This is a genomic window from uncultured Rhodoblastus sp. (assembly GCF_903903185.1).
In the GTDB taxonomy this organism is placed as follows: domain Bacteria; phylum Pseudomonadota; class Alphaproteobacteria; order Rhizobiales; family Beijerinckiaceae; genus Rhodoblastus.
The window spans coordinates 1-22,883 of sequence record NZ_CAIUXT010000237.1 but is presented as its reverse complement, the minus strand read 5'-3'; the positions used below and the strand labels follow the sequence as shown (position 1 = coordinate 22,883).

Sequence of the window (22,883 nt, the reverse complement as noted above, 5' to 3'; positions counted from 1 at the left end):
CATGCGCCTTGTCGTCACCGGGTCGCAGGGGCAGGTCGTGCGCGCGCTCATCGAGCGGGCGGGGCCCGAACTCGAAATCGTCGCCCTTGGCCGTCCGGAACTCGATCTCGAACATCCCGGCGATCTCGCCGCGCTGTTTTCGCGCCATGCGCCGGACGCCATCGTCAATGCGGCCGCCTATACCGCCGTGGACAAGGCGGAAAGCGAGCGCGAAACGGCTTTCGCCGTCAATGGCGCCGGCGCCGGCGCCGTCGCGGCGGCGGCGAGACGCCTGAATGTTCCAGTCGTCCAGATATCCACCGATTACGTCTTCGACGGTTCGGGCGACAGGCCCCTGCGCGAAACCGACCCGACCGGGCCGATCGGCGTCTATGGCGCGAGCAAGCTCGCCGGCGAGCAGGCCGTGGCGGCGGCCGCGCCCGATCATGTCATCTTGCGCACCGCGTGGGTCTATGCGCCCTTCGGCGCGAATTTCGTGCGCACCATGCTGCGCCTCGCCGCTGCGCGCGACGAATTGAAAGTGGTGGGCGACCAGTTCGGAACCCCGACCTCCGCCCTCGACATAGCGGCGGCCATCGAATCGGTGGCGCGCCATCTCGTCGCCCGGCGCGACGCGGCGCGGCTTCGCGGCATATTTCATATGACGGCGAAGGGGGGGCCGATCAGCTGGGCGGATTTCGCCGCCGAAATCTTCCGCCAGTCGGCTTTGCGCGGCGGCCCTGGCGCGCGGGTGACAGCTATTCCAACTTCCGAATATCCGACGCCGGCGCGCCGTCCCGCCTGGTCCTGCCTCGACGGCGGCAAGCTCGCCGCGATCCATGGCGTGACCTTGCCCGACTGGCGGGACGCGCTGGCGCAAACCATCGAGCGACTCGCCGCCCAGGGAGAATGGCAATGAAAGGCATTATTCTGGCCGGCGGAAGCGGCACCCGCCTGCATCCGATGACGCTGTCGGTGTCGAAACAGATCTTGCCGGTCTATGACAAGCCGATGATCTATTATCCGCTCAGCGTGCTGATGCTGGCGGGAATTCGCGAAATCCTGATCATTTCGACGCCGCGCGACCTGCCGATGTTCAAGGAGCTTCTCGGCGACGGGAGCCAATGGGGCCTCGAACTGTCCTACATCGTGCAGCCGAGGCCGGACGGTCTGGCGCAGGCCTATATTCTCGGCGCGGATTTCGTCGGCGACCAGCCTTCGGCGCTGGTGCTGGGCGATAATATTTTCTACGGCCACGGCCTGGTCGATCTTTGCCGTCACGCCCGGGCGCGCGAAAGCGGCGCGACGGTTTTCGCCTATCGCGTGCAGGATCCGGAACGCTATGGCGTCGTCCAGTTCGACGCCTCGGGCAAGGCGATCTCGATCGAGGAAAAGCCGGTCAAGCCGAAGTCGAAATTCGCCGTCACCGGACTTTATTTCTACGACGCCGAAGTGGTGGAAATCGCGCGAAAACTGAAACCTTCGCCGCGCGGCGAGTTGGAAATCACCGACGTCAACCGCGTCTATCTCGACCGCGGCCTGCTTTCGGTGGAAACGCTCGGCCGGGGCTTCGCCTGGCTCGACACCGGGACGCCGGAATCGCTCGTCGATGCGGCGACCTTCGTGCGCGCGCTGGAAAAACGCCAGGGCGTGCGCATCGCCTGTCCGGAAGAAATCGCTTTCGCCAATGGCTTCATCGACCGCGCGCAACTGCAGAAACTGGCGACGGCGCTCGGCAAAAGCGGCTATGGGCGCTATCTGACGGAAATCGCCGAGGAAAGCGCTCCATCGGCGCTGGAATAGCGCCGCGCGCAAGCGATCCTGTGGCCGTCATCTCGAACCGATGAACGGTCCGATCTCGCGGGCCGGCACGAAATATTTGGCGAGGTCCAGCATCTTGGGCTTGCCGCCCGGTTCCTGCGCGCCGCCGGCGGCGATCTGTAATTTGCGGCTCATGATCCCCATCAGGCAATTTTTGGCCGGGTCGAAAACGCCGGATCCGGAATTTCCGGTGGTTGCGACATCGGCGATCAGCGTGTCGAAGCGGGTTGAGTGAAACTCCGGCGGCAGGGCTTTCGGCGACAATATATGCGAGGTCGAGAGGGCTTCGGGGGTTGCGACCACCACCGGCTGTCCGACGCGCGGCGCCGCCGCGCACAAGGGCATCAGGCGCAGCGCGAGGCTTGGCGGCAATTGGCTCGAATCGATGCGCAGCAAGGTCAGGTCCACCAACTCGAATTCGCCTTCCCGGACGATCTTGGCTTCGAGGGTCTGACCGGCGATCTCGACGCTCGGGTCGCCCTGGGTGGGATGTCCGACCACATGGGCGGCGGTCAGGACCAGTCCATCGCCGAGATAAATGCCGAAGCCGGGCCAACTCTGCCGCGGCTTCCTGAAAATATGGACGGCGAAGGCCTGGTAGGGAAGGTCATATCGCGTCAGGACGGAACGGCCCGGATCTGGGGCCTGTTCGGTCGCCGCTTTGGACGATTCTTTCGGCGCGTCTTGGCGCGCCTCTTGGGGCGCTTCCTGGGACGCCGCGCGTCCGTCGATGTCAATGGCGAAAAGACCGCAGGCAAGGACGAGCGCAAGCGCAAGCGCCGGGATCCTGCCGGCGCCTGTTCCGGGCCGCCGCCGGTCCCGCCATCGCGGCGCGGGCGTCGTTCCGACGGGCCGGGTCCCGCCGCCCAATTGTCGCTTCACCACGTCTTTCCTTGTCCCTCGGGCGAATCCGCTTCAGGCCGGGTGCGGTGTCGAACAATCGGAGTTTTCGGCATCTTGTTCCGCCTTCGGGTCGAATGGGCCAGGATGGATACAATCCAATCTAGACGCGTTTACGGCCATCGCAAGTCGCTGGCGCGGCAGCGTGGAATAGTTGACTAAAATAGTAAACTATTTATCGTCTGCCGGCGGCGGTCAGCGCGGCCAGGCGGGCGTTTCGAAAAGGGATTGCCGGTTTTTGGCCAAAATCCTGCTAAAACCAGTTTGCCTGACGCGCCGCAGGCGAAAACAAACGTGAAACCACCGCCGGAGCCCGATCCGAACGATTCGGAGCGAGGCTCGGGCGCCGCGCCGCCGAAACCTGTCAAGAATGACGCCGGGGAACAACCAGATGTCCAACCAGTCGAAAAATCCCGAAACCATCGTCCTGCACGCCGGTTGGCGCGCCGACCCCGCGACCGGATCGGTGGCGCCGCCGATCTACCAGACCACCAGCTACCAGTTCCGCGACACCGAACACGCCGCCAATCTGTTCGGGCTCAGGGAACTGGGCAATATCTACACCCGCCTCGGCAACCCGACGACCGACATTCTGGAGCAGCGGCTGACCGCGCTCGAAGGCGGCGCCGCGACCCTGGCGGTTGCTTCCGGGCAAGCGGCTTCGGCCTTCGCGGTGCAAAACCTCGCCCGCGTCGGCGACAATATCGTCTCCTCGACCGATCTTTATGGCGGCACCTGGAACCTGTTCGCCAATACGCTCAAGGACCAGGGCATAGAAGTCCGCTTCGTCGATCCGGCCGACCCGGAAAACTTTCGCCGGGCCATCGATGCGCGCACGCGCGCCTTTTATGCGGAAACCCTGCCCAATCCGAAGCTCGCGGTGTTCCCGATCGCCGAAGTCGCCGCCATCGGCCGCGAATTCGGCATTCCGCTCATCGTCGACAATACCGCCGCGCCGATTTTGACGCGGCCGCTCGATCACGGCGCGGCCATCGTCGTCTATTCGACCACCAAATACATCGGCGGACACGGGACGTCGATCGGCGGCGCGATTGTCGATGGCGGCAATTTCGACTGGGAACAATTTCCGGAGCGCCAGCCTGCGCTCAATACGCCCGATCCGAGCTATCACGGCGCGGTATGGACACAGGCGGTGAAGGGAATCGGTCCGGTCGCCTTCATCATCAAGGCGCGCACGACGCTGTTGCGCGATCTCGGCGCGGCGCTTTCGCCGTTCAACGCCTTCCTCACCTTGCAGGGCCTTGAGACGCTGCCCCTGCGCATCGAGCGCCACAGCCAGAACGCCTCCGCCGTCGCGCAATGGCTGGCGAAAAGGCCGGAGGTGATCAAGGTGATCCACCCCTCGCAGCAGAGCGGCGAGACTCGGGCGCGGGCCGACAAATATCTCAAGGGCGGCTATGGCGGGCTGGTCGGTTTCGAACTGGCCGGCAGTTCGGCGGCGGGGCGCAAATTCATCGACGCGCTGGCGCTGTTCTATCACGTCGCCAATATCGGCGACGCGCGCAGCCTCGCCATCCATCCGTCCTCGACCACCCATTCGCAACTGGCGGAAGAGGCGCAGACAGCTACCGGCGTCTCGCCCGGCTATGTCCGCCTGTCGGTCGGGATCGAGCATATCGACGATATTCTCGCCGATCTCGACCAGGCTTTGCAGGCCGCCGCCGATTGATCTTTAGAAAATCCGCCAAGAAACCACGAGAAAGAAAGGGCCCGGCCAATGATTGGCTGGACCCTGATTTTTTCCGCACGAAAGCGACAGACGAAAATTACTTGCCCTGAACCTTGGCGATCACCGCTTCGACCGGCTTGAAAGCCTGCTTGGCGAAATTGGTGTAGAGTTCGCCGATCTTGGTCGATTGGGCGATGAAATCTTCGTAGCTGGTCTTGGCGAATTCAGCCTGCAGCTTGAGGGCCTCGTCGATCTGCTTCGCGGCGCTGAGCTTGGCGACAAAAGCCGAGCTGTTCTCGATGGTCTTCTTCGAATATTCGCTCGCCTCGGCGGCGATGGCCTGAAGGCCCTTGGCGAATTCGCTGGTGGCGGTCTGGACCGCTTCGATTTGCTCTTTGCCGAAATTCTGGATCTGTTCGATTTTGTCGGACATCGTCGTTTCCTTTGGATCGCCTTCCGCCGGTCGGCGGCGGCCGTTGCAGGAACCACCCTTACAGTCAGCCCCGTGCCCTCCTTTTAGGCGAGACGCATCGCTCCTGTCAACCAAAATGCTGCACTGCACAATAAACTTTGCGGTCGGGCGTCGCGCTGCGGATTCCGGCGGCTTTTTCGCCCGGTCAATTCAATGCGCCGATCAAGGCGCCGCCCATCAGCGAGGCGATGGTTCCGCAAACCATCGCCCGCAAGCCGAGCGCCGCGACGTCGTGTTTGCGTTCCGGCGCCATGGCGCAGACGCCCCCGACCAGCACGCCGACCGAACCGAAATTGGCGAAGCCGCACAGGGCGTAAATCAGAATCAGCTTCGAGCGCGCGCTGATCGCGCCTTCGGGCAGGTTGGCCAGATCGAGATAGGCGATGAATTCATTGAGCGTCGTTTTCGCGCCGAGCAGCCGCGCGGCTGTGTCGAGATCGGGACCATCGACGCCGATCGCAAAGGCCAGCGGGCGGAACGCAAAGGCGAACAGGCGCTGGAGGGTCAGCGGCGCGCCGAACAGGTCGGGCAGGGCGGCGAGCGCGCCATTGACCAGCGCCACCAGCGCCAGCAGCACGATCAGATGGGCGAGAATATGGGCGAGAATCACCACGCCGTCGGTCGTGCCGCGCGAAATGGCTTCCAGCGCATTGTGCGGCGGGTCCTTGATGACGATGGCGCCCTCGGCCCCGGGATTGGCGGCAAAGGGCGTCATGATCGCCGCCACGGCGATTGCGGCGGGGGCCGAAATCAGCGCGGCCGTCAGGATATGACCGAAGGCTTCGGGCAGGACGGGCGCCAGGATGCGGCCGTAGATCACCATCACCGTGCCGGAAATCCCGGCCATGCCTGCGCTCATCAAAGCGAAGAGTTCGCCGCGCGGCATAGTCGCCAGCCAGGGGCGAATCAGGATCGGCGCCTCGACCATGCCGACGAAGAAATTGACCGCCGCGCCCGTGCCCAGCGCGCCGCCGACGCCGACGGTTCGGCGCAGCACATAGGCCATTGCGCCGACGATTTTCTGCATCACGCCCCAGTGGAACAGCAGCGAGGCGAGGGCGCAGATGACGAGAATCAGCGGAAAGACATGAAAGGCGAGCACCAGCGTCGAGCCCTGGCCATTGGGCTCGAAGGGCAGGGCGGCGCCGCCGAGATAGCCGAAGACGAAGGAGGTTCCGGCCTCGGTGGCGCGGTCGAGCGCGCCGACCGCGCCGGCGAGCGTCGTCATGATGGCGCGGGCCGGCGGGAATTTGAGCAGCAGGACCGCCAGCGCGACTTGCAGCGCCACGCCGGCGGCTACGACGCGGCGTGGTATGGCCCGGCGATCCTCGCTCAGCGCATAGGCCAGCGCCATGAGGCAGGCCATGCCGAAAATTCCATGCAGCAGATTCATGGCTTGCCCGATGGCGCGAGAAATTCGCCCAGCACTTATAACAGCCCTCGGGAGTGAAAACCCATCGGCCCCGTCTCGGCGCGCGCCCTTGCAAAGCAAACAGCCCGCCGGTCAGACGGCGCGGAACGCGGCGCTCGAACGGTCTTTGCCCGGGCCGTCAGCCTCCGAACGCCATTTCCGGCACGACCTCGGCGATGATGAGACGGGCGCTGGTGGCGGCGACGATTTCCGCGACCTCGACGCCGGGCGCGCGTTCAAGCAGCACGAGGCCGGCGTCGGTCGGTTCGATCACCGCCAGATCGGTGATGATCAGGGTGACGCGGCGCGTCGCGGTCAGCGGCAAGGTGCATTCGGGGACGATTTTCGGATTGCCTCTCGCGGTGTGCTGCATGGCGACGAGCACGCGGCGCGCGCCGCTGACGAGATCCATCGCGCCGCCCATGCCCGGGACCATCTTGCCCGGCACGACCCAATTGGCGAGATGGCCCTTTTCGTCGACCTGCAACCCGCCGAGCACGGTGGCGTCAAGATGGCCGCCGCGAATCAGTCCGAAGGACATGGTGCTGTCGACCGTCGCGGCGCCGGGCACCGCCGAAATATAGCCGCCGCCGGCGTCGGTGAGTTCCTCGTCCTCCATGCCTTCCGGCGGACGCGAATCCATGCCGACGATGCCGTTTTCCGACTGAAAGAGAATGCCGAGGCTTGGCGCGATATATTTGGAGACGCCGGTCGGCAGGCCGATGCCGAGATTGACCAGGGTGCCTTCATGCAGTTCGAGGGCGACGCGGCGCTGGATGATTTCATCTGGGGACAGGGTCATTGGTGGGCGCCTCTACGGATGATGTAATTGACCAGAACGCCGGGGGTGTTGACATGATCGGGCGGAATCACGCCCACGGGAACAATTTCGCGCGGCTCGCAGATCACCGTTTGCGCCGCCATGGCCATGACCGGATTGAAATTGGTCGCGGTCAGCTGATAGGAAACATTGCCATTGTGGTCGCAGCGATCGCAGGCGATCAAGGCGAAATCGGCTTTGAGCGGCGGCGCGTAGAGCCATGGCTCGCCGTCGATGTCGATGATTTTCTTGCCTTCGGCCGCAGTCGTGCCGAGCGCGGTCTTGGTGAGAACGCCGCCCAGGCCATAGCCGCCGGCGCGAATCTGCTCGGCGAGCGTGCCCTGCGGCGTCAGTTCTACGTCGATGACGCCGTCGATCATCGCCCTCTGGGTCTCGGGATTGAGACCGATATGGGAGGCGACAAGGCGCGCCACCGCGCCGGCGCGGATCAGCTTGCCGATGCCGTAATCGGCCTTCGCCGTGTCATTGGCGATGATGGTGAGATTGCGGACGCCGCGTTCGACGAGCGCTGCGATGGTGCGGTGCGGACTGCCCACGCCCATGAATCCGCCGATCATCAGCACGGCGCCGTCGGAAATCATCGCCGCCGCCTCCTCCGGGGTAACGCCCTTTTTCATCGTCAACTCGCCTCGTTCTGGCCGGCCAGGGTTTTGCCGGATTAGCGCCGCCGTCGTCGCAAGCCCGCACCGCAACGCTTGCAAGCTTATGCGCCCATTTTGATAGATCGGTGAACGAGACTTTGGTCAAATAGCGCGAGACGATATAAGGTCTCTGGCCTCCGCGCCCGGCTTCGAGGGCTCGGACGATCGCCCGGGTTCGAGCGTCAACATCGGCGCTCCCGCGGTCGACCGCATGAGGCGCGATGAGGATTCCATCGTATTTTATCCAGCCATGAGGTTTTTGGACGTGCATCCTGTTCAGATCATCCATTTTTCCGATGTGCTTTGCGTCTGGGCATTTTTCGCCGAGCCCCGTCTTGCAGAGGTGAGGCGATCGTTCGGCGATCGGGTCGCGTTCCAATATCGCTTCTGCCCGGTCTTTGGCGATGTTCCGGGCAAGATCGCCACCGCCTGGCAGAGCAAGGGCGGTTACGATGGCTTTGCCGAGCATGTTCAGAACGCGGGCCATAAATTTCCGGAATTGACCCTGCATCCGGACCTTTGGCGCAAGACCCGGCCGGCTTCTTCGCTGTCGCCGCATCTTTTTCTCAAAGCCCTGGAAGTCGCGGAATTGGACGGCCAATGCACGCCGGGAACATTCGCTCGCGCGCTCCGGACCATTCGGGAGGCGTTTTTCGTCCATGGGCTCGACATTTCACGACGTGAAACGCAACAGGACATCGCCCGGGAAATCGGGCTGGACGTCACGGTCGCCCGGGGCGCCCTCGACGACGGTCGCGCCCATGCCGCGCTTTCCGCGGACTACAGGGAAGCGGAGAACCTCGGCGTGAAAGGCAGTCCGACGATGATCCTGAACGAGGGACGCCAGAAACTGTTCGGCAATGTCGGCTATCGAATTATCGAAGCCAATATCCAGGAACTGTTGCGCGAACCGAACCCGGATCAGGCAAGCTGGTGCTAGAGCAATGTTGGAAAACACTCCCTCCCGCCGCCGTTTTGTCGTTGAATGGCCCGGGACCATCCGGTTTCGCGCGAAAAAGCTGAGGGAACCGCAGGGGCGCCCCCCTTGGCCGGAAACATGCTACAGAGAAGCCACGCCCCTTCGGGGCCTGGAGAGAGAGCGCCCTTGACCGATATGGACCCACCCGTTTCCCGAGAACCCGTTTCCCAAGAAACCGCTTCCGCCCGCGTGCGGCGCCGGATCGTGGCGGCGCGGAAACGTTTCAACGCCAATGACAATATTTCCGCCTTTCTGGAGCCGGGCGACCTCGAGGCGCTGCTCGACGAGGTCGAAGCCAAGTTCAAGGGGGTGCTGGAAAGCCTGGTGATCGACACCGATACCGATCACAACACCCAGGAAACCGCGCGCCGGGTGGCCAAGATGTACCTGACCGAAGTGTTTCGCGGGCGCTATGTCGGCGCGCCGCCGGTCACCGAGTTTCCGAACGCCGAATTGCTGAATGAATTGATGATCGTCGGGCCGATCACGGTGCGCAGCGCCTGTAGCCATCATTTCTGCCCGATCATCGGGCGGCTGTGGATCGGGCTGATGCCCAACGAACATTCCAATCTGATCGGCCTGTCGAAATATTCGCGCCTCGCGGAATGGGTGATGTCGCGCCCGCAGATCCAGGAGGAGGCGATCACCCAGCTGGCCAACGTGCTGATGGACAAGGTGCGGCCCGACGGTCTGGCGGTGGTGATGGAGGCCGATCATTTCTGCATGCACTGGCGCGGCGTCAAGGACGACCAGACCAAGATGCTCAACAGCGTCATGCGCGGCTCCTTCCTCAAGGATCACACCTTGCGCTCCGAATTCCTTTCCCTGCTGAATCTGAAATCGTGAGGACAAAAGATGCTCGTCCGTTGCCTCTACGCCAGCCGCCCAACCGCCGCCTGCGACGCCCCGGCGATGGATCTTATCCTCCAGCAGGCGCGCAAGAATAATCCGGCCCGTGGATTGACCGGTCTGCTCGCCATCTCCCACAATTTGTTCCTGCAGGTGCTTGAAGGGGGACGCGACGAGGTCTGCGAGATCTACAACGCCATCGTGCGCGACGAACGCCACGAACAGGTGCGGCTGCTGATCTTCGAGGAAATATCGGAGCGGCGGTTCGGCGCCTGGACCATGGGGCAGATCAATATCGACCGGCTCAATCCCTCGCTGCTGCTCAAATATTTCAAGCGGGCCGAACTCAATCCGTTCGACAGTTCCGGCCGGGCGACCCTGGCCCTGCTCGACGAGATGGTCGTTACGGCGGCGATCTCGCCCCGGGGAGAATGAGCGCAAAGGGCGATGGCTTGTTCGATACGACTTCCTTGCTGTTGCCGATCGAGGCTTTGAGCGTCGCCGGGCCGGAGCGTTTTCGAGCGAACTGGCTCTGGCGTTGCGCGCCAATAGCAGCGATTCGGTTGCGGCGATGACGCCGCTGCGGACGGACATGCGGCCGCCGGTGGTGCTGGAGTCATTTGCCGCCGCCACGACCGTCGGCGTCGTCATGACAGTTCTGGCCGGATTCCTTGCCCGTCATCCGGCGACGCGGGCCCATCTCCAGCGCATCGCCAAACAGGCGCTGCCAATCCTGCTTATCGCCATCGGCGCGATGACCCTGAACGGCCGGCCCGACGCGGATATGGCCCAGTAGCGATCTGCCGAGGCCGCGCGCTCAGAATTTGTAGGTGATCGACGCCTGGGGCCCGAGCATGGTCTGATGCAGCCGGAAACTGCCGCCGAAGTCGTTATATTGCTGATTATAGAGATAAAGCGCGCGGAAGCCCACGGTTGAGGCAATGGTCGGCGTCCAATTATAGCCGAGCGCGCCGAAAAACTGCCATGTCGCGCTGCCGCCGGTTCCGCCGACATCGACTTCGCCATCGGCGAACCATTTTTCGTCGAATTTATTGCGCAAGGCGAGGCCGGCGATCGGGCTCGCCCAGTTCTTGGTCACGGAAAAGTTCCGGGCGAAGCCGGTGACGGGCGCGCCCAGTCCGAGCGATTCATTCACGTTGACATAGCGGACGCCGGCGATCGCATAGAGGCTGAAATCGGGCGCGCCGAACGGAATCCGGATGCCGCCGAAACCGGTCAAAATCGTCTCGCCGAGCGTCAGGCCGGCGCTGACGCCGCCGAAAGGGGTCCCCGGCAGCACATTGAAATGCGCGTTCGCCCCGAGCCGGACCCAGTAAAGGTCCAGCCCGGCGATGAAATTTTCGTTGCGGGCGGTGAAACTGACCGGGACATTGCCATAGAGGTGCCGCAGAAGCGTGAAAAAGCCAATGCTGCTGGAGGCGCTCGGCAGGCCGGCGAAGCCGGAATTGACCTGCAGGCTCGGCGACCAGCCATTGAGCGTCGCCTCGAAACGCCAGCCGCCGGGCGCGGGCGCCGGCAGCGGGGCCTCCTTGAGCGATGGCGGATCGGCGGCAAGAACCGGGCCCGAGAAAATCATACCGACGGCGAATAGAGACGCCCGAAAGGTTTTGTTCATTTCTGTCCCCGGAAAACGATGGCCCGCGACCTTTTCGTAACCGCGCCTCGACATCCGCGTGGAACGCGAATGCAAGGCGTCGATAGGTCTCACTTCCGATGAACCGTGCCAAAAATGACGGACAAAGAAAACCTGTGGAGGAGGTTCGCGTCGATCTTTCCGGCTTCAGTTGCAAAATTGCGACAAAACAGGCGGATAGCGCGGGTCGGCTTACGAAAAATGGCATGTGGAAGAATGGGTTAAAAGCGGCAAGGTCGCCTTTTCATTACGGCCCAAGTCCGCTAAAAATTTCTCGAAAGCGGGCGTCAGACAGAATTTTCAACCAGGGAGCTTACCGATGAAGAAAACCGCACTCATTCTGGCTTTGGCGGCGACATTGGCGCCGTCGTTGGGCCGCGCCCAGGTCGCCATCGACATGGGCACGGTCACCTGCGGCGATTATCTGGCCATGTCGCCGGAACTCGATAAGGTGTTTTCCGCCTGGATGAGCGGCTGGTTCAACCAGAAGCATGGTTCCACCACGGTCGATCTCGACCGCTTCGCGACCAATGTCGCCAATGTGAAGAAATGGTGCGGGAACAACCAGAAGTCTTCGGTAATGGGCGCCCTTCAGGCCGCCACAGGCGGCGCCAACTGATTTGATTTCGGATTCGGAGGAATAAGATGAACCGCAAACTTCTCATTGCCGCAGCCGCTCTCGCGGCGATTTCCGTCAAGCCGGCGCTGGCGCAGGTCGTGGTCAACATGGACCAGATCACCTGCCAGCAATTCCTCGACGCCCCTCCTGAACGGCAGGCTTTGATCGCGTCCTGGGTAGGCGGCTATTTCAGCGCCACCAAGAACCTGAATCTGTTCGAATTGCGCTACGCCAAACGCAACACCGCCGTCATCGTCAAATATTGCAAGAAGAACAAGAAGGACTCATTCCTGAGTTCGTTCCTCAAGGTCGCCCACTGACCTGAAACAGCGTCGCGCCGAAAAAGGCGCGGCGCCCGCCGTCGCGCCGATTCGTGGATGCTTTTTCAAGCTGGAACGAGGCGCCGTCGCGCGGACAAGGATGTGCGACAAGGCCATCTTTTCGCCTTTTTGCCGTTCGGGCGTGGTTCAATTTTTAATTTCGCCGTGCAATGCTAACGTCTTGCTTTTTCGTCCATTTTCCTGCACAGCGGCAGCGCCTTGTGGCAAGCTGCAAGGCGTCTTCTCGCGCTCGGACTTTCACGATGCTCGCCGCCGCAAGTACAACAACGGCAAACAGGGGTAGACAATGAAATCTCGATCCTTATGGCTGTCGGCGCTCGCGCTTGCCAGCCTTTGCGCCATTCCGCCCGCTCGCGCCGAGGAACCGGCGGCCGCTCCAGCCGTCAAGACCGCCCCCGTGGCGATAGAACCCAGGGCCTTGGCCCTGCTGAAGGACATGAGCGAAACCCTGGCCAAGGCGAGTTCGATCTCGTTCCACGTCCGCCGCGCCTTCGACGAACCCGCCGCCAACGGCCAGCCGCTGGTCTATTACATCGCGTCCGAAGTAACGTTGCAGCGTCCCGACAAGCTCAAGATCGTCACGCTTGGCGACGGGCCTGTTTCGGAGTTTTACTATGACGGCAAGGAGATCCTGCTCTTCCTGCCGGAAGCCAATCTCGTCGCTGTCGATACCGCGCCGCCGAAGCTCGACGACATGCTCGAAGCCGCCTACGACAAGGCCGGCCTCTATTTCCCCTTCGTCGATTTCATCGTCGCCGACCCCTATGCCGCGATCGCCGAAGGCCTGACTTCGGCTTTCGTGATCGGCAGGTCCCAGGTCGTCGGCGGCGTCGAGACCGACATCGTCGCCATCGCCACCAAGAATATTCAGGCGCAGATCTGGATCGGCTCCGCCGACCGGCTGCCGCGCTTGGTCTGGCTCAATCCCACCGGAACCCTGGACAAGCCGCGCAGCGTGATCGAGTTCTCGAACTGGAAACTCGGCGCGCCATTGGCCGCCGATTCCTTCCGCTCCGAGGCCGCGGCCAAGGCCGGAAAGATCAAGTTCGCCAAACCCGCCGGCGTTAAGGCGCCCGCGAAACCGTGACCCGCAACCGTTCAAGGAAAAAGACCATGATCAAGCGTCAATTTCTGGCTGTTGTCCTCGCGGCTTCGGCTCTTGCCATTAATCCCGCCTTCGCCTGGCGCGGCGGCGGCTTCGGCGGTTTCCACGGCGGCGGCGACTTCCACGCTGGCGGATTTGACGGCGGCGGCTTCCACGCTGACAGTTTTCATGGCCCGGCGGGCGGCGAAGGGGCGGTCGTCCGCGGACCGGACGGCGGCGCGGCAGGAGTCTACCATGGTCCGGAAGGCGGCTGGCACGCCGGCGGTGTCGGCGGCTATGGCGGCACCTGGCATGGCGACGGCTATCACGCCGGCGGCGCCTGGGGCGGCGGCTACGGCTATCACGGGCCGGCGGTGGTCAACAGCTATTATGGCGGCGGCTGCTATGCCTGCGGGGCGGCGGTCGTCGGTGGGGTTGCGGCTTTGGCGATTGGCGCGAGCCTCGCCACGTTGCCTCCCGCCTGTGTCTATCGTGTCGTCGGCGGCGCCAGCTATTACAACTGCGGCGGCCAGTGGCTGCAGCCGCAATATGGCTATGGCGGCGTGCATTATGTGGTGGTTCCGCCGATGTGAGCTTGTCGGAACGGGTGGCCCGATTGGGCCTAACGCCGCCTCGTAAAGATTGCGCCCGAACCGCCAAAGGTTCGGGTGCTATGCGCCTTTCCGCCACCGTTCGATCCTGGGGACGGAAACCGCGCGACGGATGACAAATTTGTCGCAAGGCCGCAAAAAGTGCGGCGTCCGCGCATGCCCCAGAGCGTTTTCAAGTGAAGCGGTTCCGGTTCGCGTGAAGAAAACGCCTAAAAACAAGAACTAGAACCCCTTTTCCGTTCCATCGGATCGGAAAAGGCGCCAGCCCGACCTCTGTTGACCGCCCGTCCCCTCAAACCTAAAGATTCGCCCTTGTCGTCTTTCGACGGGGGGCGCGGATGCTGCGAGGCTGCTTTGCCGCGCAGCCCGGAACCGGCGTGTTTGCAGGGCCAGACAGCATGAAAGTGGTTTTTCGTTCGTCACAGCGTGTTGTTTCAAGTCTTATCGTTTTGGCCGCCTTGTCGCTGGCCGCCTGCGCGCCGCTGGACCGCAAGAATGCGGTGCCTCCGCAACTGCGGCTCTCGACGAGCGTTCTCGGCATCCCCAACGCCCGTTTTTTCCGCGATCAGCCCGCGGACATGATCGCCGAGCAAAGGCGCCAGTTGATTCGCGAGGCAAGGGCGCTCGGCGTTCCGCGAGGAGCGGAAATGCCGACAGCCTATCTGTTGTCGCTGTCGGGCGGCGGCGACGATGGCGCCTTCGGCGCCGGTCTGCTGACGGGATGGACGGCGCATGGCGACCGCCCGAAATTCAAGCTGGTCACCGGCGTCAGCACCGGCGCGCTGATCGCGCCCTTCGCGTTCCTCGGCTCCGACTATGACGCTCAACTGACCGACGTCTTTACCAACATCCATCAGGCGGATATTTTCATCAAACGGTTTCCCACGGCGGCTCTTACCGATGACGCGCTGGCCGACACGGCGCCGCTGTTCGGCACCATTTCCAGATATGTCGACGCCGCCATGATGGCGCAAATCGCCGAGGAATATCGCAAGGGCCGCGTCCTGCTGATGCAGACGACCGACCTCGACGTCGGGCGTCCGGTGATGTGGAACATCGGAGCCATCGCCGAGGTCGGCACGCCGAAAGCGCTCGACCTGATCCGTCACATCATGCTGGCCTCGGCCGCCATCCCCGCAGCCTTTCCGCCGGTGATGTTCGATGTCGAAGCCGGGGGCGCCACTTTTCAGGAAATGCACGTCGATGGCGGCGCGTCGAGCCAGGCTTTTCTGATTCCGCCTTCGGTCGATCCCCGAATCGCCCAGGCCGAGACCGGTCACCGCCGAAAAATGTCCGCCTATATCGTCCGCAATTCGCGCCTGACCACCGAATGGAGCGATGTCGAACGCCGGACTTTGTCGGTCGCCGGCAAGGGCGTGACGACCATGATCAATTACAGCGGCGTCGGCGACCTTTACCGGATGTATCTGGAAACCCTGCGCGTCAACGCGCCCTTCCATCTGGCCTATATCGGCGAGGATTTCAGCGCCCCGCACAAGGAAGATTTCGACCAGACCTATATGCGGGCGCTCTATCGCTACGCCCATGACCGGGCCGCCAGAGGCTATCCCTGGTTCGCGGCGCCGCCCGGTTTCAGGCCCGGCGAAAACTGACCGCCTGAAGGTCGGAACGTCGGCGCCGCCGCGCGGTCCCAACAGAGACAAGACCCAGGTCGCAGCGCGTCGCGCCCCGCTCGCCCCCATGAGGGGTCGCACCCCGAAACCCAGTTGCGCATGACTCCCGGCCTGTCGAACAGGCGCCGACAAGCGCGGTCTGGCCCGAGAATGCCGGGCGACGCTTGAGCGGTCCATAAAGGCTCCGCGGAATTGCCGACAATAAAAAAAAAGCCCGGCCAGAAGGCCGGGCTTTCTCAAAACGCCATGAGGCGAATTTATCCTTGCTTTTTGGCTCAGTACTTGGCGACGACGGGTTCCGGAGCGCCAAACTTGTAAGCCAGACCGACGCGAACGACATTGTTCGTCAGGGTCGTGCGATAGAAGGTGTTGCCGAGATAATTGTCGATGCCGGTGGTGTTGTCCGTGCCGAAGTTGTAGTAGCGATATTCGATACGGCCGGTCCAGTTGTTGGTGAAGGCGTATTCCACGCCGCCGCCGACATCGTAGCCGGTGCGGGTGTTGTTCGTGCTCCAGCCGGCGCCGGTGGACAGGTTGTTGAGGTGCGCCGAATTGTCGCTCCAGGCCACGCCGCCGAGGGCGTAGATCAGGGTGCGGTCGATGGCGTAGCCGAGACGGCCGTCGATCGAGGCGATCCAGTTCTGGTTGAAGCTGGACTGATAGACGTAATTGAAGAGGCCGAGCGCCGGAGCGGTGTAGCGGGAGTTGCCGGTGCCGGTGCCGTCGAATTCGCCCTGCAGGCCGAACACGAAGTTGTTGACCTGATAGTTATAGCCGATGAAACCGCCGCCGATCACGCCATTATTGGTGGCGTTGTGGCTGAAGGTGTAGATCGTGCCGGGAACCCAGAGGTTGGCGTTGCCCCAGGAGCCGCCGATGTCGACACCGGCGTAGAAGCCGGTCCAGGAGTAGATGGGCGCCGGGGCGATATAGACCGGGGCTTCCTTGCGGGACGGAAGATCCGCCGCGAAGGCCTGGCCGGCCAGAGCCGCCAGGGCGACGGTGGAAAGCAGGAAATTGCGCATTTAATATCTCCGAATTTTTACCGAACGTTAGTTCGTTCTCATGAGCGCCGATACGAGCGCGGACGCTGAGGTTGATCTACACGATATGAGGGACCAAGCCCATTCCTTTTGCCGGGTGGCGCCCCATTTGGCGGCAGGCGTTGCATTTTGGCGACAGGCGGGAGAACCCAGTGAAGGCTGCGTCAGTTCCCGGCCGACCCGTCGCCGGAGCAATGCTCCTGCTCAAACCGGCCGCGATTTCGACGCGGCTAATCATGTCTAACGGGATGGTGTAAAATAAGTCTATCTATTCGTAGTTAATATTAATCTAACTATTCCAGCCGGTCGATGTCGGAGGCCGAGCACCGCACTTCGCGCGCCAGATAGACCAGCGACGCCGTGAAAAGGCCCATCGAAAAGATGAAAAGCAAGGCCGCGCCATGCTCATGTGAAATGTCGAGCAGGGCGCTGGCGAATGCGGAAATGACTAGAAAACAGGCACAAATGCCGCTGCCGACCGACCAGTAAATCGCCCGGTGGATGAAATTGGCGCGTCGTCGCAGTTCCGGCAGCTCCCCTTCGAGGCCGGGACGGCGGGGATCGGTCGCGGCCAGACCGCTGATCGCCCGCGAGCGATCGACGACCCGGCTCATGCGCGCGCTCAACACCGACAGCAGCGAAGCGACCGCGCTCAGGAGAAAGGCCGGCGCCGTCACCTGCGAGATGACCAGGGAAATCTGCTGGGTGCTGGATTCGAGGGGCAATTGCATCTTGAAGCCTTGTCGGAAGGGGTCTTTGCGGCGCGATTCGCCGGCGCGGCGGCGATGATTGGTCGTAAAATCCCGCCGCGCCTAAATCAAATGGAATGGCGGATTCGCCGCAAGCGACGCCTGAAGGCCCTGTCCCGGCGATGCCGGTCCGGAAGAAACCGGGCCATATCCGGAAAAGGCCAGAGCGCGACAAAGGGTGGCGCGGAAAAAGGGAGGCCACAAGCTTCGCGGAAAGAGGCGATATAAAATATAATAAAAACATAAAGATAGAATATTAATCTAATGCAGTGAATTAAGAATAAAAGCCGATCCGGAGCCAAGCCGAACGGCGTCACAGCAAGGGCCCGAGGGTGGCGACGCTGTTGTGCCACAGCCGCCGCGAGACCGGCCAGGCCGCGACTTCCTCGCGCGTTGCCGGCCTCGATCGCGCAATATATTCCTGCTGGCGCGCGCGCATCTGCGCCGTCAGGGCGGGATCGTGAAGCAGAATATTATTCTCGTAATTGAGGTCGAAGCTGCGGCGGTCCATGTTCGCCGAGCCGATCAGGGTGATTTCTCCGTCGATCGTCATCGATTTGGCGTGGAGCAACCCGCCGACATATTCGTGAATTTTCACCCCGGCGGCGAGCAGTTCGGCGTAATAGCTGCGGCTGGCGGCCGCGACCGTCCACGAATCGTTGCGGGCGGGAAAAAGCAGAGTTGTGTCCACACCCCGGTAGGCCGTGGCGCATAGTGCGCTTTGCAGCGATTCGTTGGGCACGAAATAGGGGGTCGAAACAATCGCCTCGCGTCGCGCCGCATAGAGCATCGATTCGAACATTTCCGGCATGGCGGAAAAGCGCACGGTCGGGCCGGCGCCAATTGCCTGCGCGGTGAAACCGCCCGGTTCGGGGGCGCGAAGCGGCGCTTCGAGCAGCGCGGCCAGATCCTCATCGACGCGGGACATCCAGTCGCCGGCGAACAGCACCTGGTTCTGGCGGGCGATCGGTCCCTCGAAGCGCATCATGGCGTCGACCCAGGGCGCAAATTTCGCCTTCACCAGAAATTCCGGATCGGCGCAATTCTGGCTGCCGCAATAGGTGATATGGTCGTCGATGACGACGATCTTGCGATGGTTGCGCAGATCGATGCGGCCGATGAACAGCCGCAGCAGCGGGTAGCCGATCGGCAGGCCGTTGGCGACCTGCACGCCGGCCTGTCGCATCGATTCCCAATGGTCGGAGCGGATCAGCGTGCGCGAGCCGAGATCGTCGGCCATCGCCCGGCAGGCGACCCCGCGCGCCGCCGCGCGCTTGAGGGCTTCGATGACCTTGCGCCCGTTATTGTCGGGCAGCCAGATATAGAACAAGAGATGCACATGCTGTTTCGCGGCGTCGATGTCGTCCACCAGAGCATCGATGGTGGCGTTGGAATCGGGCAGCAGCTGCGCCGTGTTGCCGCCGACCGGATGAAATCCGCTGATCGAATGGCCGAGGCGAAACAGATTTTCATGGCGCTCCAGCACGACTGCCTGGGCGCTGGCGGTCGATGCTTCGGTGGCTGCGCCTTCGGCGGGAAAGGTTTCGGCCGAAAGGTCCTCGGCGGAAAAATCCTTGCGCAGGCCGGCCAGCACCGTTCGCATCCGCTCCACCCGGCGCCGGCCGATATTGACCTCGCCAAACAGCAGATAGGCAAGAATGCCGGCGAGGGGCAAAAAGGTGACGACGAGGAGCCAGGCGATTCGCGAGGCCGGATCGCGATGCGGCCGCAACAGGATGCGGGCGATGGTGGCGAGTTCCGCGAGCAGCAAGGCGAAGCTGACCAGCGAATAGGGGACGAAGCTTGGCATGGCGAATATTCGCACGTCGCCGGGGCGACTTCCACCCCGCGACGGGCCGCGCGCGAAGGACGCGCCCTTTTTTACTCGGCCCCCGTCAGCCGTCAGGCTTCAGCCCGCCGGCTACGCCGGGGCGGTCTTGATCATGCGGACGCCGAACCATCCGATGGCCACCGTCATCAGCGGTGCGAACAGGCAGAAAAACGCATAGCCCGCGAAGCTGAAGGTCGGGATCGCCAGCGTCGCCGCGATATAGGCGCCGCAACTGTTCCACGGGACGAGGGCCGAGGTGACGACGCCGGCGTCGCCGAGCGCGCGCGCCAGCACGACGGGCGCATAACCGCGCCGCTGGAATTCCGGGCCGAACATGCGCCCGGGCAGGGCTACCGCCATATATTGGTCGGCGGTGGCGACATTGGTTCCGATGCAGACCCCGGCGACCGAGGTGAGGAGGGCGCCGATGGATCTTGCGCGCGTCGCGATCGGGGCGACGATGCGCTGGACCAGTCCCGCATGTTCGACAATGGCGCCGAAAGCCAGCGCCGACATGATGAGCCAGACGGTGTTGAGCATCTGCGCCATGCCGCCGCGCGACAGCAGGGCGTCGATGGCGGGTTCGCCGGTCCGGGAGACGTAGCCGGTGGAAAGCGCCAGCCAGACGCCTTTGAAAATGCGGATCGGGTCGGGGAGATCGCTGTCCGTGACGAAGGCCATCGCCACTTGCGGGTTGAGCGCCGCCGCGACGACGCCGCCGAGCAGCGCGCCGGCGAAAATGGTGACGAAGGGCGGAAAGCGCAAAATCGCCAGGGCGAAAACCGCAACCAGCGGCAGAAAGGCCCAGAGCGAAATATTGAAATGCACCGCCAGATTTTTCATCGCGTGGCCCGTTTCGTCGCCCGAGGCCGGATGACCGAGCCAGGCGAACAGAACCCCGGCGAGCACGAAGGAGGGGAAGGAGGTCCACATCGATTCGCGGATCAGATGGAACAGTTCGGCGCCGGTGACGGCGGTCGCCAGATTCAGCGTATCCGACAAGGGCGAGGTCCGGTCGCCGAAAAAGGCCCCGGAGACCACCGCGCCCGCCGCGATGGCCGGCGACATGCCAAGATTGGCGGCGACGCCCATCAACCCGACTCCGATGGTGCCGATGACCGTCCATGAACTGCCGACCGCGACCGCGACCAGCGCGCAGATCGCCATGGTCGAAATATAAAAGTAATTTGGGGAGAGAAATTCCAGCCCGTAGTAAATCATCGCGGCCATGGTGCCGCCGAGCGCCCATGTGCCGATCAGCGCGCCGACCGCGAGCAGGATGAAAATGGCCGACAGGCCGGTCGCCACGCCATCGACGACCGCCTGGCTGACGCCTTCCCAGCGCATGCCGTTCTTGTGCGCGATCACGCCGGCGACGACGCTCGAAAAGATCAGCGCGATCTGGTTGGGGCCAAGCGCCGAGTCCTTGCCAAACAAAAGGTAAGAAGCCGCGAGCAGCGCGATCAGCACGCCGAAGACGATTGCGGCGTCGAGGCCCGAGGGCGGGCGTATGACCTCGGCTTCCTGACCCGATTCGGGATTTGGCTGGCCCCCGGATGGGGCCATCAGAACCGCCAGCCCATTCTGAACGCGGCGCGCAGGTCCCATTGGCCATAGCTCACGCCGGGCGCGGTGGACCAGACATAAAGATGCGAGCCCTGCAGGTCGAGCGCTGGCCGTCCGACCAGCTTGGCGTTGGCTTCGCCGCCAAATACCGCCGCCGGGATGACATATTCGAGCGTGGCGATCGGCAGGGCTTCATAGTCGTGTTCGGCCGCGCCAAAGCTGTTGCGCTCGTACCAGCGTCCCAGGAACTCCACCGCCAGGCTGGCGTTCCAATCCTGCGAGATGACGTAGGAAAGCGAGGAGATCACGAAGACCGCGTCGGAGGACCGGAAGGGCTCGCGCTGGCGGATCTGTCCGAAGACATTGAGGCCAAGGGACCAGACCGTCGCCGCGCCCGTGTCCCCGGCGGGCCGGATCGGCTGGAGGCCGCCGTCGAAATTGAAGCGCTTGTTCAACCCGAGATTAAAATCCTGCCGCTGCTCCTGGTAGAAGGAATCCGGCCCGCCAAATTGCCAGCGCGGCGAAAAGGCGGCGTAGGGCGAGAAAGCCTGGTCGTTGTTCAGGTCCACATATTGGAGGCGGGCCGAGCCCCCGAGCCGGTCGCGGTTCGCCTGCGAGGCCGAAAAATTCAGGTTGGCCTCGCCGAACCCGCTCGCGGTGAAGCGCAGGTTCGAACCGAGCGGCGCGGTCAGCGACAAACTGCCGTTCGGGCTCGTCCCCCAGGAGGTCGGGCCGCCCCGCCCGAGTTCGGCGGGATTGGAATCCCAGCCGAATGGCAGCAGCAGATTGGCGCCGAAGCGGGGCGCGGGAACCTGCGCTTCAAGCGCCGGCGCGGTGGCGAAGAGATTGTCCTGCGGGGTCGGCGTGGCGAGGTTCGGCGTCGCCGTCAGCGCGTCGTTGCGGGCGTCCTGGGCGTCGGCGCCGGAGTCCGACCTCTGCGCCTGCGCGAGGGCAGGAACGGAAAAGCCGAAAAACATCGCCACCAACGCCGCGAGCAGGCCAGACAGAAGCCGATTCTGTTCTGGCCTTGCCGAAAGAAAGTGACGCATCTGTGCCTCCTCGCCTCGATTTTTAGTAATCGACAGGATCGCGAATGATCGGACAGGTCATGCAATGGCCCCCGCCGCGCCCGCGGCCAAGCTCGGCGCCGGTGATGGTGATGACTTCGATGCCTTCCTTGCGCAACAGCGTATTGGTGTAGGTGTTGCGGTCATAAGCATAGACCACGCCGGGCGAGGCGGCGACCAGATTGGCGCCCGAGTCCCATTGCGTGCGTTCGCGCATGTAGGCGTTGCCGCCGGTCTCCACCACGCGGAGTTTTTTCAGGCCCAGCGCGTCGCGAATCGTCTCGATGAAGGTTCCCTCGTCCTTGCGCAGTTCGACCCCGCCCTTGCCGTCGGGCCGATAGGAATAGGGGCGGATGCCATAGACGATATCGGGATAGAGCAGCACGCAGTCGCGGTCGGCGAAGGTGAAGACGGTGTCGATATGCATCGCGGCGCGCAGTTTCGGCATGGCGCCGACGATGACGCGCTCGGCGGCGCCCTTTTCGAACAGCGCCGCCGCCACCTGGCTGATCGCCTGGCGCGAGGTGCGCTCGCTCATTCCAATCAGCACATTGCCCTTGCCGATCGGCATGACGTCGCCGCCCTCAATGGTCGCCAGACCGTGATCGGCGGTCGGATCGCCCCACCACACGTTGACCTTGCCGGCGAAATCGGGATGGAACTTGTAGATCGCCGTGGTGAGGATCGGCTCCTCATGGCGCGCCGGCCAATAGAGCGAATTCAGCGTCACGCCGCCATAGATCCAGCAGGTGGTGTCGCGGGTGTAGATCGTATTGGGCAGCGGCGGCAGCAGATATTCGTTGACGCCGGCGGCGTCGCGCACGAGTTCGAGCGTCTTGCCGCCAATCGCGTCGGGAAACTCATGGGTGGACAGGCCGCCGATCAGCGTCTCGGCAAGTTCGCGGTTGGAGAGGCCTTCGAGATAGCTGCGCACCTCGTCGATGAGGCCGAGCCCGACCTGGTTGGGCACGACCTGATTGTCGAGAATCCAGGCCTTGGCCTCGGGGATGGCGACGGTCTCGGCCAGCAGGTTGTGCAACTCCACGACATCGACGCCGCGGTCGCGCATCTTGGTGATGAAATCGAAATGGTCGCGCTTGG

The 22,883-nt window shown here is 63.3% G+C and carries 24 protein-coding genes; 12 read left to right on the top strand and 12 right to left on the bottom strand.

The annotated features are described in order from the left end of the window. Nucleotide 1 precedes the first annotated feature (1 nt). Nucleotides 2–898 (top strand): dTDP-4-dehydrorhamnose reductase, encoded by an 897-nt coding sequence (rfbD, locus tag QZY01_RS21935; protein WP_294541485.1) that lies wholly within the window; start codon nt 2–4, stop codon nt 896–898. Next, nucleotides 895–1,782 carry a glucose-1-phosphate thymidylyltransferase RfbA gene (gene rfbA, locus QZY01_RS21930; RefSeq protein ID WP_294541484.1) on the top strand — a complete coding sequence of 296 codons (888 nt, stop codon included), beginning with the start codon at nt 895–897 and terminating at the stop codon, nt 1,780–1,782. Before rfbD ends, rfbA begins: the two co-directional genes overlap by 4 nt. Nucleotides 1,783–1,809: 27 nt before the next feature. Here the strand turns inward: rfbA and QZY01_RS21925 are convergent, their stop codons facing one another. Beyond that, nucleotides 1,810–2,682 (bottom strand): serine protease, encoded by an 873-nt coding sequence (locus QZY01_RS21925; protein WP_294541481.1) that lies wholly within the window; start codon nt 2,680–2,682, stop codon nt 1,810–1,812. 409 nt (nt 2,683–3,091) lie between these two features. Here QZY01_RS21925 and QZY01_RS21920 point away from each other — a divergent pair, with 409 nt between their 5' ends. Continuing rightward, on the top strand, nt 3,092–4,390 hold the full coding sequence (locus QZY01_RS21920; protein WP_294541478.1) for a PLP-dependent transferase: 1,299 nt from the start codon (nt 3,092–3,094) through the stop codon (nt 4,388–4,390). A 97-nt stretch (nt 4,391–4,487) separates the two neighbouring features. Here QZY01_RS21920 and QZY01_RS21915 read toward each other — a convergent pair whose 3' ends face one another. The 4 genes from QZY01_RS21915 to QZY01_RS21900 form a co-directional block, all read right to left on the bottom strand. Beyond that, complete coding sequence (locus tag QZY01_RS21915) at nt 4,488–4,823, bottom strand: phasin family protein (protein ID WP_294541476.1); 336 nt, start codon at nt 4,821–4,823, stop codon at nt 4,488–4,490. A 184-nt stretch (nt 4,824–5,007) separates the two neighbouring features. Beyond that, nucleotides 5,008–6,255, bottom strand: a complete 1,248-nt coding sequence (locus QZY01_RS21910) for a nucleoside transporter C-terminal domain-containing protein (RefSeq protein ID WP_294541472.1) — start codon at nt 6,253–6,255, stop codon at nt 5,008–5,010. 157 nt (nt 6,256–6,412) lie between these two features. After that, on the bottom strand, nt 6,413–7,069 hold the full coding sequence (locus QZY01_RS21905) for a 3-oxoacid CoA-transferase subunit B (protein ID WP_294541501.1): 657 nt from the start codon (nt 7,067–7,069) through the stop codon (nt 6,413–6,415). Nucleotides 7,070–7,071: 2 nt separating this feature from the next. After that, entirely contained in the window at nt 7,072–7,731 is a 660-nt protein-coding gene (locus QZY01_RS21900; RefSeq protein ID WP_294541469.1) for a 3-oxoacid CoA-transferase subunit A, read from the bottom strand. 289 nt (nt 7,732–8,020) lie between these two features. On the opposite strand from QZY01_RS21900, the gene QZY01_RS21895 reads away from it, so the two are divergent. The 4 genes from QZY01_RS21895 (at nt 8,021) to QZY01_RS21880 (ending at nt 10,379) form a co-directional block, all read left to right on the top strand. After that, a complete protein-coding gene (locus tag QZY01_RS21895; RefSeq protein WP_294541466.1) occupies nt 8,021–8,695 on the top strand; it encodes a DsbA family protein in 675 nt (224 codons plus the stop codon). A gap of 174 nt (nt 8,696–8,869) precedes the next feature. Beyond that, entirely contained in the window at nt 8,870–9,580 is a 711-nt protein-coding gene (gene folE / locus QZY01_RS21890) for a GTP cyclohydrolase I (protein WP_294541500.1), read from the top strand. Nucleotides 9,581–9,589: 9 nt separating this feature from the next. After that, nucleotides 9,590–10,018 carry a BLUF domain-containing protein gene (locus QZY01_RS21885; RefSeq protein WP_294541465.1) on the top strand — a complete coding sequence of 143 codons (429 nt, stop codon included), beginning with the start codon at nt 9,590–9,592 and terminating at the stop codon, nt 10,016–10,018. A 103-nt stretch (nt 10,019–10,121) separates the two neighbouring features. Further along, nucleotides 10,122–10,379: a hypothetical protein gene (locus QZY01_RS21880; RefSeq protein ID WP_294541463.1), complete on the top strand. Its 258-nt coding sequence runs from the start codon at nt 10,122–10,124 to the stop codon at nt 10,377–10,379. 21 nt (nt 10,380–10,400) lie between these two features. On the opposite strand, the gene QZY01_RS21875 is transcribed toward QZY01_RS21880, so the two are convergent. After that, entirely contained in the window at nt 10,401–11,219 is an 819-nt protein-coding gene (locus tag QZY01_RS21875; RefSeq protein WP_294541460.1) for a hypothetical protein, read from the bottom strand. Between the two features lie 337 nt (nt 11,220–11,556). Between QZY01_RS21875 and QZY01_RS21870 the strand changes: the two genes are divergently transcribed. From QZY01_RS21870 to QZY01_RS21850, 5 genes are all read left to right on the top strand, one after another. Further along, complete coding sequence (locus QZY01_RS21870; RefSeq protein ID WP_294541457.1) at nt 11,557–11,856, top strand: HdeA/HdeB family chaperone; 300 nt, start codon at nt 11,557–11,559, stop codon at nt 11,854–11,856. Between the two features lie 26 nt (nt 11,857–11,882). Further along, nucleotides 11,883–12,176 (top strand): HdeA/HdeB family chaperone, encoded by a 294-nt coding sequence (locus QZY01_RS21865; protein WP_294541455.1) that lies wholly within the window; start codon nt 11,883–11,885, stop codon nt 12,174–12,176. A gap of 307 nt (nt 12,177–12,483) precedes the next feature. Then, nucleotides 12,484–13,284, top strand: a complete 801-nt coding sequence (locus tag QZY01_RS21860) for a DUF2092 domain-containing protein (RefSeq protein ID WP_294541452.1) — start codon at nt 12,484–12,486, stop codon at nt 13,282–13,284. A gap of 26 nt (nt 13,285–13,310) precedes the next feature. Beyond that, a complete protein-coding gene (locus tag QZY01_RS21855; RefSeq protein ID WP_294541448.1) occupies nt 13,311–13,874 on the top strand; it encodes a hypothetical protein in 564 nt (187 codons plus the stop codon). Between the two features lie 416 nt (nt 13,875–14,290). Further along, complete coding sequence (locus QZY01_RS21850; RefSeq protein WP_294541446.1) at nt 14,291–15,505, top strand: patatin-like phospholipase family protein; 1,215 nt, start codon at nt 14,291–14,293, stop codon at nt 15,503–15,505. A 296-nt stretch (nt 15,506–15,801) separates the two neighbouring features. Here QZY01_RS21850 and QZY01_RS21845 read toward each other — a convergent pair whose 3' ends face one another. From QZY01_RS21845 to QZY01_RS21820, 6 genes are all read right to left on the bottom strand, one after another. Continuing rightward, entirely contained in the window at nt 15,802–16,551 is a 750-nt protein-coding gene (locus tag QZY01_RS21845) for an outer membrane protein (protein WP_294541444.1), read from the bottom strand. 311 nt (nt 16,552–16,862) lie between these two features. Then, the gene (locus QZY01_RS21840) at nt 16,863–17,300 is read right to left on the bottom strand and encodes a DUF2721 domain-containing protein (RefSeq protein WP_294541443.1); all 438 of its coding nucleotides are present in this window, start codon (nt 17,298–17,300) and stop codon (nt 16,863–16,865) included. Nucleotides 17,301–17,631: 331 nt separating this feature from the next. Continuing rightward, complete coding sequence (cls, locus tag QZY01_RS21835; RefSeq protein WP_294541441.1) at nt 17,632–19,128, bottom strand: cardiolipin synthase; 1,497 nt, start codon at nt 19,126–19,128, stop codon at nt 17,632–17,634. Between the two features lie 111 nt (nt 19,129–19,239). Next, the gene (locus QZY01_RS21830) at nt 19,240–20,715 is read right to left on the bottom strand and encodes a Na+/H+ antiporter NhaC family protein (protein ID WP_294541438.1); all 1,476 of its coding nucleotides are present in this window, start codon (nt 20,713–20,715) and stop codon (nt 19,240–19,242) included. Next, the gene (locus QZY01_RS21825) at nt 20,715–21,764 is read right to left on the bottom strand and encodes a hypothetical protein (RefSeq protein ID WP_294541437.1); all 1,050 of its coding nucleotides are present in this window, start codon (nt 21,762–21,764) and stop codon (nt 20,715–20,717) included. Before QZY01_RS21825 ends, QZY01_RS21830 begins: the two co-directional genes overlap by 1 nt. Before the next feature lie 22 nt (nt 21,765–21,786). Beyond that, on the bottom strand, nt 21,787–22,883 hold a 1,097-nt coding region (locus tag QZY01_RS21820), incomplete at its 5' end, for an arginine deiminase (RefSeq protein ID WP_294541435.1).